Source organism: Yoonia sp. BS5-3, from assembly GCF_038069655.2.
Classification (GTDB): Bacteria; Pseudomonadota; Alphaproteobacteria; order Rhodobacterales; family Rhodobacteraceae; genus Yoonia; species Yoonia phaeophyticola.
Genome location: NZ_CP150951.2, coordinates 82345 through 95993 on the forward strand (window position 1 = coordinate 82345; position 13649 = coordinate 95993).

A 13649-nucleotide genomic window follows, 5' to 3' on the forward strand; every position below is an offset into this window, starting at 1 on the left:
GGCTCGGAGGGTGCCCGAATACAGTTTTCGGCAAGCACAATCCGCCTTTGATCTGATCTCATTGCTTCAGGCACACGATGATCAACGCCTTACCACCATTGGCGGGTCAAATTTGATCCGCGTCATCCGAGAAAACGGCTGCCGCTTTTTGTGTGATGACGATCAGGCAAGTTACGAAGAGCTGGCTACACTATGTCTCGATGCATCCGACGATGCCGAAATTGCAACGGCCGTATTGATCGCGAATACCCTGCAACATGGGCTCTGGCATGAAGATACAAAAGACTTCGCGGACGCAGCAACTGTGCGCATCCACGAAGCACCGGACGTCCTGCGCGCAGCCATCCTGCGTGGATTGGACACGATCGAAGATAGCGCGTTCCGTTACGAACCTGCGTCATATCTTTTGCCACAAACAAGCCGGTTAACCCAGCATGTCGGTGATGTCATGCCTGCGCTCTGCCGACTTGCCCAAAGAATGGATTCACATATCCAAAAGTCAGTGTCTCAAGCAGATTACGGGTATCTGGCGGATCAACATCTTGAGGCGCTAGGTGAAGCGCTGGCGAACGAAGACTGCCAGTTTCCAAAAAATGAGTCCTGGTTTCCACGTGAGGTTGTTGAATTGGTCGCCCATGTCCCCAGCACGCCGGGTTTCGTTGAATGTACGGCGCTTTTGCTGGCCAATGCATTGCCCACCAATGATCGCATGGGATGGTTTAATTTTCGCTGGGAACGGCTTTCCGCTGAATACAATGGGTTACCTGAAAGCTGCCGAAACACGATCTTTGCGGGGTTTCGGTACCTTTATGAGGCGGACAAAGAATTCCTGTGTTTTTCACAAAGAAAGAACTGGCATCCGATCCAAGCGTCGGAAGGCATGATCCCCATTAATCCGCCCGCATCCCAATAAACCGTTAACGCGCCTGCAAAACCCTGCTATTCTGCCTGCAAAACAAAATGTCACGAGGCAGCAGATGACATCCCAAACAACCCATGAGGCCTTGCAATGATCAAGGTCCTTTGTCTTGCAGGCGCGCTATGCGGCGCGGGCGCTTTGTCGCAATTTCCTGAGTTTTCCCAGCAATATCTGCAACGCCTTGGCGGGCAGGTGGATGAGCTGACGCGCTTTGTCAAAGACTTCGACGCCTCCGCCCTGGCCGAGGGGCTCGGCCGTGAAGAGGCGCTTGAACAGCTGGGCGGCGAAGGTTTTGCCGATCGCCATCAGGCCGATATGCGCAGCACATTCGCCCGCCACGCGCGGCTGTCCGAGCATTTGCAGGTGTTGCAAGAGGCCAGCGCCCTTGAACGCCTGACCCTCGTTCACCGCATGGCCGACAGCGAAACGCTGGCTGCAACTTGGGGCGATTACAGCCCGGCGGTGCCTGCCAGCCTGGCCGGTGTCGCCAGCGCAGGTACTGGTTTTCTAGGCGGCTGGGCGCTGATGGCGGCGCTGCTTGCCAGCTGCACCGCGCCCTTTCGCCGTCTCAAAGCGCGCCGGCCAGAGCCGGTTAAACGGAAAGAACCGGGGATGCGCAAAGACCCACCCGTGGCCCGGCCAACGCTGGTCACGGACACGCCCAGCCATATCCCGCGCCTTGCGGGGGCGCAGCGATGACCAAGGCGCTAATTGTCTGGGGTGGCTGGGACGGGCATGAGCCGCAAAAAGTGGCAGCGCTGTTCCAGAGCATGCTGGACGGTGATGTAACTGTCACCGACACGCTGGAGTGTTTCGACGACGCCGAAACCTTGAAAACCTATGACCTGATCATCCCGGTCTGGACCGACGGCACGATCAGCCGCGAGGCAGCCAGCAATGTGGCCGAAGCGGTGGCCCATGGCACAGGCCTTGCAGGCTGCCACGGGGGGATGTGCGATGCGTTCCGGTCCTCACCGCTTTGGCAATTCATGACCGGGGCCAATTGGGTGGCGCATCCGGGCGGGGATGGGGTGCAATACCGGGTGCAGATCACATCCGATGATCCGCTGGTCGCAGGCATCCCCGATTTTGATGTCACGTCCGAGCAATATTACCTGCATATTGACCCCGCCAACCGGGTGCTCGCCACAACGCGGACAGATGCGGTCACCTGGTATCACAGCCCTAATGGACCAGTGGACATGCCCGTGGTCTGGACGCGGCAATGGGGGCTGGGCCGGGTCTATTACAACGCACTGGGGCATAAGGCCGATGTCATCGACCATGGGCCCGCCTATGAGATGCTCAAACGCGGGGTGCTTTGGGCGGCGGCCGGCAAGGCGGCGGCCAAGGGGCGCGATCTTGCCCCCCTTCAAAGCCCGGGAAACCACTGGTAAGGGTTTGTCCAACCCCGTGAAAGGAACCCCCATGGCGACGGTCAAACACACCGCCCCCTTTTCGAAATTCGAATGGATGATCGCCTGGCGGTACATCCGGGCCAAACGGGCCGAAGGCGGGGTCAGCGTCATGACCTGGATCAGCCTGATCGGGGTGACGTTGGCAGTGTTTGCATTGATTGCCGTCATGGCCGTGCGATCGGGTTTCCGGGCTGAATTCATTGACACGATTGCCGGGGCAAACGCGCATGTTTCTGTGGTCATGCCGCGCGACGTGATCACCGATTACGACGCGATGGCAGAGCGCATCAAAGCGGTTGACGGGGTGCGGTCGGTCGCGCCTTTGGTCCGGGGGCAAGCGATGGCGTCAGGCTCGGGCGAAATCGGGCTTGCAGATATTTACGGGATCAAGCTGGAGGATTTGAAAGCCTCTGATGCGATTGTGCAAAGCGAACGGACCATCGGCAATATCGACGATCTGCCCAATGGTATCGCGCTTGGCTCTGCGCTTGCATCCAATCTAGGGCTTGGGATCGGTGACACGATCGAAATCACGGTGCGCTCTGGTGCGCAAAGCCCCTTTGGGCAATCACTGCGACGCAATGCATATGAAATCGTCTATATTTTCTCAACCGGGCGCTATCAGATTGATGAAGTGCGGGCCTATCTGCCATTCGACGTCGCGCAGCTGATTTTCAATCGCGATGGGGCAGCAGATGAGCTTGAAGTGCGGCTGAACGACATCAATATGTCCGAAACGCTCAAACAACCCATCGCCAATGCGGCTGGAGCCGGTATCTGGGCTTATAGCTGGCAGGACCGTGTCGGGCGCTTTCTGCGGGCGCTGACCATCGAAGACAACGTCATGTTCGTGATCATGGCGATCCTGGTGCTGGTCGCTTCAATGAACATTATCAGCGGCCTTGTGATGCTGGTGAAAAACAAGGGACGCGATGTGGGGATCCTGCGGACAATGGGGCTGACCGAAGGATCAATCTTGCGGATTTTCTTCATCTGCGGGGCAGGTATCGGGACGTTGGGGACAGCCTTTGGGGTGATCCTGGGCTGCCTTTTCGCGCTCTACATTGATCAGATTTTCAGCCTGGTGAATTTCGTGGCTGGTGGCGGGGTGTGGGATCCGTCCATTCGGGGCATCTATAATGTCCCGGCGCAGCTACATGCTGCGGACGTCATCAAAGCGGTATCGCTGTCACTAGGACTGTCTTGGATCATCACGATCTTTCCCGCCCGCCGTGCGGCGCGGATGAACCCGGTTGAGGCGCTGCGCTATGAATGATCTGACCTTACGCCTGACCGGCCTGACCAAATCCTATAACAGCGGCAAACCCAATGAGGTCAAAGTACTGCAAGGCGTGTCGCTGGACGTTAAACCGGGCGAGGTTGTGGCACTTGTCGCCCCCTCGGGCGCGGGTAAATCGACCCTTCTGCATATCGCCGGACTGCTGGATACGCCCGATGCGGGCTCTGTGGCCATTGAGGGCACGGATATGACCAACCTGCCCGATCGCAAACGCACGGCCATACGCCGGTCAACCGTTGGATTTATTTACCAGTTCCATCATCTTTTGCCGGAATTCAGCGCACTGGAAAATATCGTTCTGCCTCAGCTGGCGAACGGGGTTTCCGCAAAGGCGGCGGAAGAGCGCGCGATGGCCCTGCTTGACAAGGTCGGCATCGCTGCGCGGGCCGGACATCGGCCAGCGGCCCTATCCGGCGGCGAGCAGCAGCGCGTCGCATTCTGCCGCGCATTGGCCAATGAACCGGCGCTTTTGCTGGCGGATGAGCCGACCGGAAACCTTGATCCCGATACCTCTGACAAGGTGTTTGACGCGCTGATGAGCCTGGTGCGCGACACCGGTCTTGCCGCCGTGATCGCAACCCACAATCTGGAATTGGCGGGGCGTATGGACAGGCAAGTACGGCTCAACGGCGGGGTGCTTGAGGCCTAGGCCCCTGCCCTTTTTAGGTCTTTTGCGTCACAAAAACACCCGTCGCCATTAGCGCGATACCTGCCGCGCGCGTCCAGTTCAGCGGGGTGCTTTGCGCCGCGAACATGCCGTAATGATCAATGGCTGCAGCTGAAATCAGCTGGCCAAGCAATACGAAAAACACCGCATTGCCAACCCCCATGACCGGCGCGATCCAGGTGATGGACAGCACGTAGAACGCCACGAAAACGCCTGCGATAAACAGATGGCGCGGGGCAGTGGCAAGCTTGGCCACGGCTTGCGGGTTGGTTGCCAAGGCCACAACCAATGCAACGCTAAACGCCACGACGAACAACGTGCAAGCCGCCACGGCAGGTGATCCGATATGACGGCCAAGGGCCGCGTTCAGGGCCGCAAGAACCGGGATGCCGATACCGGCCGCAAGCATGATAAGCGCGTGATGAAGCATGATCTCTCCGTCCTGAATGATTGATGCGACCCTGACCTAGATCAAGGCGAGAGGCCAGCCACTGCGTTAACCATGTCTTAGGATAGGAGGTCCCCAATGCGCTATTTCGTCATTCTGATCAGTCTCGGATTAACCGCCTGTGTCGAAGAACCCGTCAATGGCAGGACCGCTTATCTGGAAAGCTGCGCCGGTTGCCATGGCGCGGATGCGACCGGCAGCGGGCCTGCGGCTGGCGGACTGGCCACAACGCCCCCCGATCTGACAAGTATTGCAGCGCGAAATGGCGGCGTGTTCCCACGCGATCAGGTGATGAGCACGATAGACGGGCTTGATCGGGGCGCCCATTTCAGCACCGCCATGCCAGAATTCGGTGCGGGTGATCTGGGCGAGGCGGTTATCGTCGAAAATGATGGCCTGGGTACGCCGGTGCCCCTGAAGTTACTGGCTCTGACGGATTATCTGGAAGGCCTGCAGCGGTAACGAAGTTGACAATGGTGTGACCTCACAGCTTCGCGAAGAGCATGTTTGGCATTTCAGTCGCATAACGGGCCCAATACGCAACAAAGGAAGTGCTCATGCGCCAGATACTCGCCACACTCACTGCAATTTCACTTGCCCTGCCCGCCGCTGCCGGTCCGATCAGCTTTGCCAATGGCTGGCAGGAACAACGGTTGTCGCTCTTCAGCTCGAATGATTACAGCTTTGGCAATACGCTCAGCATGGCCTCAGACGGGTCCGTCTCAATCGCATGGACCCGGGTCAGCCAAAGCGACTGGGGCAGCCGGGGGGCGTCCTGGGCCTGGACGGTAGAGCAGTCGGTGCCAGCGACAAATCTGGCGCAGAAAGGCGGGGATGATCGAAATATCTCGCTCTATTTTGTGTTTGTGCCCGAAAGCGTGGCGCCCAGCTTGCAAGGGGCCAATATCCGCAGCCTGCTTGGCAACGATGACGTACGGATCATCCAATACGCATGGGGCGGCAACCACGGGCGAGGTCAGGTGATCCCTTCACCTTATGGGCCAAGCGGCCAAGGTGTGACCATCGCGCTGCGACAGGCCGGCACCGGATCGCACAGCGAAAGCGTTGATCTCGCTGCAGATTATGCGCGGGCCTTTGGCGGGCAACCTGGCGCGCTGGTTGGGCTGGCCGTGTCGGGCGATAGCGACGACACAGACAGCATGATCCGGGCCGCGATTGGTAATCTGGTCTTGCGTTAATCCCCCAACAGCAATGTGGCGTAGCGGGTCTGCGGGGTTGTGCCTGCGATCTCAAGAATCAGCTTACGCTTCACGGCTTCGGTAAACTCAGGCCCGCTTTGCGCGGGAAGGACAAAAGCGTTTGGGCCGCCGATGATATTGTCCTCATAGGCTTGGGGCAGATCGAAGCCGAAATTGCGCCCGTCGCGCAGGATGGGCAGGGCGTTGATGGTGATGCCGTCGGCCACAACTTCATCGCGGGCGACGGTAATGGGGGGGCCGTAGGTGTTGCCCATGCTGTCGCCAGAGAAATCGATCACGCGGCGGAAGCCCCTGATATCATTGTTATTTATCCGGCTCATACCGTAGAGCAACGCCGATCCGATCGCGTTGCGCCCCGATGCCCCGCGCGGGGGGCCGATCAGGGCGTTGGCAAAGCTTTCGGCGCTTTGCATATCGGCGATGATCGTCCATTCAACCACGGTTGATTGGTTCGTCGCCCATTCGACGTAAGTCACTGCGATTGAACCATAAAGTGTGTTTTCAATGGCCGCCACGACCGCCGGATCGGTGATCGCGGCGGCGTAAGATTGGCGTTGAAAGGCCAGCTCATCGGCATCGATTGAGCCAGAGGCATCGGCCAAAAGGACCAGTTCAAGGTCGGTTTCTATTTCCTGGGCGGAGACGGGTGCAGCAAGGCAAAGGGCAAGGATGAGAAAGCGCATAATCGGGATGGTAGCGCGAAAATGCGTGTATGCAATGCGTACATATCCCGTACAGCTTGTGTACATATGATTTCGGCAATTTGCGCGTGGGTGCGCGTTTTGGGGGCGCGTGGGTTTCACCCACCCTACGGAACGTCAGCCGGGATGAGCGCCGGACCGAGGGGCGGCGATGCGCCATAGCCCGCAGCTTGATTTATGGTGGCCAGATACATCTTCCATTTCGGCGGTGTGCGAGGTTGACCAAATCGCCGACCCGCTGGGTCGGTGTCGCCATTGTCTCTCGGACCAATGGCGTTCCAATGGCGACCGATCAGACCGGCGCCATCGGCTTGTCGCGGTCAGGTTAGCAAGTGGGTTTCTCCCATCCTACAGGAAAAACCCCCCGGTGGAAATGTCCCGCCCGGCAACGGTAGTGGGTCACTTTGAAATATCTTTTTTCTTATAAGGCCCGCGTTTCTTTGGCGCAGCGTCTTCTGCCTTTTCTACCAGCTTGATAATGTCTTCAACTTCCCAAGGGCTTTCGACAAGGCCAGCGGCCATTGCTGGCGTCATGCGCAGCGTCTTGTGTGTGCGAACAAAGTTGTAGTGCATAAAGTGAAGGGCAACCGCATAGGCGTGGTTCTCCGCCTTCTTAGAGAAAGCGTTGGTAAGGCGAGTGAAGCGACGCATACCCATGCGCATTGTCAGGTTTTGGCGCTCAATGTGCGATGTGCCAACATCTTCCATGATTGGATTGCCAAATACCTTCTCTTTGATCGCGCCAGTGCACTCGGCGGGGGAATACTTGCGCTCATGGCCTTTTGTGCCCGTAGGGTCGCCGTACTGCTTTATCAGCATCGCGTAATCTACATCGCCGGAGAATGCGTCTGTAACGGCCTTGAGGTAAGCGCCGTGGCCGTCTGTGGTCAACTGGATGCGATTGGCAACGCGGGATGCCAAATCGAACATGAACTCACGGGCTGTTGCGCCGGAACGATCACCGATTGTGTAAGAGATCATCAACTTGCTGTCGCGATCCATTGCAGTCCACGTCCAAATGTCGCCAGCATCCGCAGGTGCGGCCTTCGCGCCCTCAACGTTTTTCGCTTTGGCGTAGCAGAATGACCAAATCTCGTCTGCCTGAACGTGCTTTGCCTCGACGCCCTTGACGTTTTCGTCATGGTAGGCGGCGCAAGCTTTGCCCGCATCCTCAAGCAGCTTGCTGACGGTGTTCTTGGACACGTCAGCAATCCGCGATGTGGCGCGGATGGAGTTGCCCTCCACCAGAAGGCGGATGATCAAGGCGCGGGTTTTGGTGTCCAATTTTCTCATACAGCCAACCTAATTTCAAACTGACCGATAGTCAAGCAAAAGATACCTTGAAAAGCCGAACTAACCTTAGTAATGCTATCACTAAGGTTAGTTTATAGGGAACTAGAAATAGTGGTGAAGATGACGGATGACGACTGGCGAGCTTTGAGGTTCCACGCAGCGGACCTATTTACTCCATCAAGTCCAGTGACGACAACTGAACTGTTTGCCGGTCGGGCATCGCAGATCGATAAGTTGGTTGAGGCTGTCGCGGAACGTGGTCGTCATGCGATCTTGTTTGGTGAGCCAGGCGTTGGGAAAACTTCAATTGCAAAGCTTCTCCAATATTTTGTCCCAAGGGGATTAAAGAGCGTCCAGTATGTCCGCAAGGCTGTGGTTAGCACGGATACGTTTACCTCGATCTGGGAGAATGTTTTCCGGAGCATCAAATTTCAAGCTCATAGGGATGGCATTTATCAGGAGTACAACGTCGCAGACTTGTACCCAGATAATATCAGTCCATCAGACGTTGTTCGCGAACTAAATTATTTCGGAGAATCGGTAATTCCCATCATCGTTATTGATGAATTCCAACAGCTTAAAGATGAAGAGGCCGCCCGCCTAATGTCTGAGACTGTTAAGGCCGTGTCGGACGAGGGCACACCTGCGACTATCGTAGTGGTTGGGGTGGGCGACAATGTGGATGATCTCGTCCGAGGTCACGGCTCAATTATCAGATGTTCCGAAGAGGTTTTGATGCCCCGCATGAAGACCGAGGAAATCCAGTTGCTTCTCAATCAACGGATTGAGCAGCTCGGAATGACACTTAGCGGTGACGCAAAATGGAAAATTACGGGTCTTTCTAAGGGTCTCCCTTCTTTCGCACACGCCTTAGGGAGAGCATCTGTTTATTCTGCAATTGATAGGCAAAGCCTAAACGTCGCCGAAGAAGACATTGATAATGGGATTTTGACCGCGATTGAAAGCTCCCAGCACACTCTCAAAAGTGCGTATGAGACTGCCACGAATAGTAATCAGGCAAGAGCTACATTTCGGCAGCTTTTAACGGCATGTGCGCTTACCAAAACCGATGCAAGTGGATGGTTCACTCCAAAGGATGTGGAGCAACCATTTAGTGGTATCATCGGAGAAAAAAGAACGGTTGAATATTTTAACGGTAATCTTACCGACTTCGCCTCTGATAAGAGAGGAGACATACTTCAGCAAAAGGGTACCGTTAGGAATTTTAGGTTTAGGTTCACGGAACCTGCCATGCAGCCATATGTATTGATGAAAGGCATTCAGGCGGGGATCATTCCCGAAGACGCTATGAGCGCTCTTTCGTCTCCTGAACAGGGTGAACTTTTTGCGATTTAGCCTCGCCCCCCTTGCGGGCAATTGCTTCGCGCTCTGCCTTGGTTAGGTTTCTGGCTCTCGCCTTTCCGCCTTTTAGACCGCCCTTGCGCTGCGCTGACGTGTCAGGCTCATGCACAGGTTCTTCACCTGTCGCCACGTCCACAATGAACTTGGCAAGCTGGTTGGCGTCACGGGGTCTTCTGGTTTTATCTGTCATGATCCCAAGATAAGCACTCCCTCGCGCGAGGGCAAACTATCTAATTTCAAAGTGACCCACTACCCCGGCAACGCCGGGCAGCGCCCGAGCCTCCCCCATGGGGAGGGCGCTTCGCACCCACCCCGAGGCTCAGGCGATGCCCTTTGTGTCGAGAAGCATCTTAGGGGTTGATTTTGCTTGAACTATAATTCCATTTAGAGTTGAATTTTGTGATTAAGAGTAACACTTTTCGGAGTTACAAGTATGTCCGGTATTTTGACCGACTTAACCAAAGGTGCGAGACGCCTTGCTGAGATAAAAAAAGATTTTTCTGATCTCGAATTTAAAGAGAGAATTTTGGAACTTCGAGAACTGCTTTTAGCGGCGAAAGAAGAAATCCTAAACCGAGACACGGAAATAGCCGAACTTAAAGCTACGCTTATGGCGCATGAGCGAAGGGCCGAACTACAGTCAAATCTACTGGAAGTCGAAGGCTTCAAGTATGAAGTTTCTGAAGGTAAACCAGTGGGACTACCTTTCTGCCCCACTTGTGAAGTTAAAGAAGACGGTAAGCTCTACCGGCTAGGTCGGATGAATGATCAATACAGTGAATGCCCAAACTGCAAATATAGCTTTAATGCAGGCTCAAACGGCTTAGTTCATGGAAAGAGAACAAGGCCCCCGATACATAGAAAGCGGGGCTTTGTTTAGGCCAACTCAAACATCCAATTCCTCCACGAACTTCGCGTTTTCCTGAATATACTGGAATCGCAGCTCCGGCTTCTTGCCCATCAGACGTTCGACCAGGTCGGCTGTCTCCCCCGGTTCTTCATCATGCACGGTGACGCGGATCAGTTTGCGGGTTGCCGGGTCCATGGTTGTCTCTTTGAGGTCTTTGGCGTCCATTTCGCCGAGGCCTTTAAACCGCTGCACGTCGATTTTGCCTTTGCCGCCGAGGCCTTTGGCCATCACGGCCTCTTTTTCCGCATCATCGGCCACATAGACCCGCCGCGCGCCTTGTGTCAGCCGGTAGAGCGGCGGGCAGGCGAGGTAGAGGTGCCCTTGGTCGATCAGAGGCCGCATTTGGGTGAAGAAGAAGGTCATCAAGAGGGACGCGATATGCGCGCCGTCGACATCCGCGTCGGTCATGATGATGATTTTGTCATAACGCAGATCGTCGACGTTGAATTTGGTGCCCATACCGACGCCAAGCGCCTCGCAGAGGTCGTTGATTTCGGCGTTTGAGGTCAACTTGTTTGAGGCCGCCCCGAGCACGTTGAGGATTTTCCCCTTCAGCGGCAAGAGCGCCTGTTTTTCACGGTTGCGCGCGCCTTTGCCGGAACCGCCAGCGCTGTCGCCCTCGACAATGAACAGCTCGGTGCCCGCCCGGTCTTTGGATGTGCAATCGGTCAGCTTGCCGGGCAGCCGCAGTTTCTTGGTGGCACTCTTGCGCGCCGTTTCCTTTTCCTGCTTGCGGCGCAGCCGCTCTTCGGCCCGCAGCACAAGGAAATCGAGGATCGCGCCTGCGGATTTCGTATCCGACGCCAGCCAAGTATCAAAGTGGTCGCGCACTGCCCCTTCAACCATTTTCTGCACGTTTTCATTGGACAGCCGGTCTTTGGTTTGCCCGACATATTGCGGATCGCGGATGAAGACCGAGACAAGCGCCGCCCCGCCCGTCAGCAGATCATCGCGGGTGATCTGTTTGGCTTTCTTGTTGCCGACCCGTTCGCCATAGGCGCGGATGCCTTTGAGGATCGCGGCCCATAGCCCGGCCTCATGCGTGCCGCCTTCTGGCGTGGGCACGGTGTTACAGTAGGATTGGATGAACCCGTCGCGCACGGGCGACCAGTTGATCGCCCAATCGACTTTGCCGGGTTCCTGAAACTTGTCCATGAACTCAACCGTGCCCGCAAAGGGTTTGTCGGCGTAGGTTGTCGCCCCTTCAAGCCGCTCGTTCAGGTAATCAGCCAGCCCGCCGGGGAAGTGGAACTTGGCCTGCATGGGCGTGTCCCCATCGGCAATCGCCGTCTTCCACCGGATTTCGACGCCTGAGAAAAGATAGGCCTTGGACCGCGCCATCGCGAAAAGTTTCGCGGGCTTGAGTTTGAGCGATCCAAAGATCTCCGGGTCGGGGTGGAAGGTGACTTTGGTGCCGCGCCGGTTGGGGGCCGCACCGACCTTTTCCAGTTTTGTCGTGGGCGCGCCGCGCTGGAATTCCATCGCGACCAGTTCCTTGTTCCGCGCGACTTCGACCCGCAGATGATCAGAGAGCGCGTTGACCACCGAGGAGCCTACCCCGTTCAGCCCGCCCGAGGTTTCATAGTTCTTGCCCGAGAATTTCCCCCCGGCGTTGAGCGTGCAAAAGATAATCTCGAGCGTGGATTTTTTCGGGTCGGACGGGTGCGGGTCGGTTGGGATGCCCCGCCCGTTGTCGGTGATCGACACGTTCCGGTTTTCGTCCAGTTCGACCTCAATCCAGGTGGCGTGTCCGGCGACGGCTTCGTCCATCGAGTTGTCGATGATCTCGGCCACCATATGGTGCATGGCCCGGTCATCCTTGCCCCCGATATACATCCCCGGACGCAACCGGACATGTTCCATGTCATCGAGCACTTCGATGCTGTCGGCGTTATAGTCGTCGGGGCTGCCCCCGGAGAGAAGGTCATTGGCCATGGGTTCTGCTCATATCTTTGCTTTGCGCAGCATTATGGCAGGCTGGCCCTTCCGGGGGAAGCGATTGTTGCGGTTGAGATGGCCCGTTTTGACCCTTGGCGATTGCCGGTCAGAGGTTGCGTTACTCCCGTGCCGTTCTTGTTTCAAACATCAGCCCAAAGGCGCTGCGCTGCCGGAAGCCGGTCCAGTAGGTATGCTCGGCCGCGTGATCGCCGTTATCGTCGACCGCCCAGACCCCGTCCCCGCCTGATAGGATCAGGTCAAAATAGGCCGCTTTGTCGCTGTCTTCTTTGAGGTGCAGATCAAGGTAGCCGGTGATGAAATGCTGGCTGATATTGTTCATTTTGGTCGTGTCCCAGACCGCATCAGCGTAATGGCCAAAGGGGAACCAGCCATCGGCGGCAGGCAACCCGTAACTTTCAACGGGCGCGGGCATGGGCGCCCCGGCATTGTGGTTTGCGTTCTCAAAGGTCAGCAGGTGCCGCGTTGTGTTTACAGTGCCCTCAAAAATCCCCCGGATCGCATCATATTGCGAGATATCATCTACGCTGCCTGCGATCAGCATCAGCGGTTTGTTCACCCCGGCCAAGCCATCGGCGTCCCAGAACCCCGCATTATTCCCCCAAGGCCCAAAAGCAACAAAGGCCTTCACCCGGTCGTCGGCCAGCGCGGCATGGCTGTCGGTGCCCATCATGTTCCGTTCCAGCAGCCCCTGCGGTGCCCCCCATTCATAGGTCGTGCTCACCGGCGTCACCCCTGCCCCGGCATAGATCAGCGCCCCATAGCCGCCCATCGAATAGCCGATGATCGCGACGTTATCGTCTTGGATAATACCGCCCAGATCGCCCTCAAGCGCGCCCATCTGATCAATCACAAACCGTTGGTCCCACGGCCGGTTGACAAGGGTCGACCCAAAGGCCGTTTGATCGTCATAGGTGCTGTCTGGATGGTCGATCGCGGCCACCACATAGCCCTTTGAGGCCAGGTTTTCAGCCAAAGGCGCCATCAGAAACCGATTGCCCGGATAGCCATGCGAGACAACTACAAGCGGGAATGTACCAGAGGTATCAGGCAGCGCATCGCGGGCCGCCTGCCCGGTCAGAACGGCTTCGGTCACGCCGTCGCGCAGCAGCGCGGTGAGCGTGCCGCCTGCCTGGGTCTCGGCCACAGCCGGATACCAGATTTCAACGGTCAGGCTACGGTCGTACCGTGCGATTTCGCCCTCAGCCCCGGTATTGACCACGTCAATCTGATCAGGATTGGTGAAGATCATGCTGGTCACGCCGATCTTGTGATCACCATATGCCGCCAATGCGGGCGCGTCAGGCCGGACGATATCGATCCGGTTTTCAGCAAAAGCTGCTGTTGCCCCGATCAAGGCCAGGGCTGTTGAAATCGCACGCATTTAAGTCTCCCCCATAAGTTGTTTTACGGGAAGGAACGTAGCGCAGGATGCCCCCCTGAACAGGGTCCGTA

14 protein-coding genes are annotated in these 13649 nt (G+C 56.8%); 9 read left to right on the top strand and 5 right to left on the bottom strand.

Annotation, left to right across the window (positions count from 1 at the left end; translation table 11 throughout):
• Positions 1–10 precede the first annotated feature (10 nt).
• The 5 genes from AABB29_RS00385 to AABB29_RS00405 all read left to right on the top strand — a co-directional run bounded on the left by AABB29_RS00385 (position 11) and on the right by AABB29_RS00405 (position 4286).
• Positions 11–913: a hypothetical protein gene (locus AABB29_RS00385; RefSeq protein ID WP_341368825.1), complete on the top strand. Its 903-nt coding sequence runs from the start codon at positions 11–13 to the stop codon at positions 911–913.
• Positions 914–1009: 96 nt separating this feature from the next.
• Entirely contained in the window at positions 1010–1618 is a 609-nt protein-coding gene (locus tag AABB29_RS00390) for a DUF2937 family protein (protein WP_341368824.1), read from the top strand.
• The gene (locus AABB29_RS00395) at positions 1615–2316 is read left to right on the top strand and encodes a ThuA domain-containing protein (RefSeq protein ID WP_373636709.1); all 702 of its coding nucleotides are present in this window, start codon (positions 1615–1617) and stop codon (positions 2314–2316) included. The genes AABB29_RS00390 and AABB29_RS00395 overlap by 4 nt, the downstream gene beginning before the upstream one ends.
• A gap of 31 nt (positions 2317–2347) precedes the next feature.
• Entirely contained in the window at positions 2348–3613 is a 1266-nt protein-coding gene (locus AABB29_RS00400) for an ABC transporter permease (protein WP_341369035.1), read from the top strand.
• Positions 3606–4286, top strand: coding sequence for an ABC transporter ATP-binding protein (locus tag AABB29_RS00405; RefSeq protein ID WP_341368823.1), 681 nt, complete (start codon positions 3606–3608; stop codon positions 4284–4286). Before AABB29_RS00400 ends, AABB29_RS00405 begins: the two co-directional genes overlap by 8 nt.
• 13 nt (positions 4287–4299) lie before the next feature.
• On the opposite strand, the gene AABB29_RS00410 is transcribed toward AABB29_RS00405, so the two are convergent.
• Entirely contained in the window at positions 4300–4734 is a 435-nt protein-coding gene (locus tag AABB29_RS00410; RefSeq protein WP_341368822.1) for a DMT family transporter, read from the bottom strand.
• Positions 4735–4830: 96 nt separating this feature from the next.
• On the opposite strand from AABB29_RS00410, the gene AABB29_RS00415 reads away from it, so the two are divergent.
• Together AABB29_RS00415 and AABB29_RS00420 are read left to right on the top strand one after the other, a co-directional pair.
• Positions 4831–5214, top strand: a complete 384-nt coding sequence (locus tag AABB29_RS00415; RefSeq protein WP_341368821.1) for a c-type cytochrome — start codon at positions 4831–4833, stop codon at positions 5212–5214.
• 95 nt (positions 5215–5309) lie between these two features.
• Entirely contained in the window at positions 5310–5951 is a 642-nt protein-coding gene (locus AABB29_RS00420) for a DUF3047 domain-containing protein (RefSeq protein WP_373636710.1), read from the top strand.
• On the opposite strand, the gene AABB29_RS00425 is transcribed toward AABB29_RS00420, so the two are convergent.
• Together AABB29_RS00425 and AABB29_RS00430 are read right to left on the bottom strand one after the other, a co-directional pair.
• Positions 5948–6655 (bottom strand): DUF1194 domain-containing protein, encoded by a 708-nt coding sequence (locus AABB29_RS00425; RefSeq protein ID WP_341368819.1) that lies wholly within the window; start codon positions 6653–6655, stop codon positions 5948–5950. The two genes, AABB29_RS00420 and AABB29_RS00425, sit on opposite strands and share 4 nt — an antisense overlap.
• A 417-nt stretch (positions 6656–7072) precedes the next feature.
• Positions 7073–7966, bottom strand: coding sequence for an IS1 family transposase (locus AABB29_RS00430; RefSeq protein ID WP_341368818.1), 894 nt, complete (start codon positions 7964–7966; stop codon positions 7073–7075).
• A 120-nt stretch (positions 7967–8086) separates the two neighbouring features.
• On the opposite strand from AABB29_RS00430, the gene AABB29_RS00435 reads away from it, so the two are divergent.
• Together AABB29_RS00435 and AABB29_RS00440 are read left to right on the top strand one after the other, a co-directional pair.
• A complete protein-coding gene (locus tag AABB29_RS00435) occupies positions 8087–9322 on the top strand; it encodes an AAA family ATPase (protein WP_341368817.1) in 1236 nt (411 codons plus the stop codon).
• A 439-nt stretch (positions 9323–9761) separates the two neighbouring features.
• On the top strand, positions 9762–10208 hold the full coding sequence (locus AABB29_RS00440; RefSeq protein WP_341368816.1) for a hypothetical protein: 447 nt from the start codon (positions 9762–9764) through the stop codon (positions 10206–10208).
• 6 nt (positions 10209–10214) lie between these two features.
• On the opposite strand, the gene parE is transcribed toward AABB29_RS00440, so the two are convergent.
• Together parE and AABB29_RS00450 are read right to left on the bottom strand one after the other, a co-directional pair.
• Positions 10215–12173, bottom strand: a complete 1959-nt coding sequence (gene parE / locus AABB29_RS00445) for a DNA topoisomerase IV subunit B (RefSeq protein WP_341368815.1) — start codon at positions 12171–12173, stop codon at positions 10215–10217.
• A gap of 121 nt (positions 12174–12294) precedes the next feature.
• Complete coding sequence (locus AABB29_RS00450) at positions 12295–13578, bottom strand: alpha/beta fold hydrolase (protein WP_341368814.1); 1284 nt, start codon at positions 13576–13578, stop codon at positions 12295–12297.
• Positions 13579–13649 lie beyond the last annotated feature (71 nt).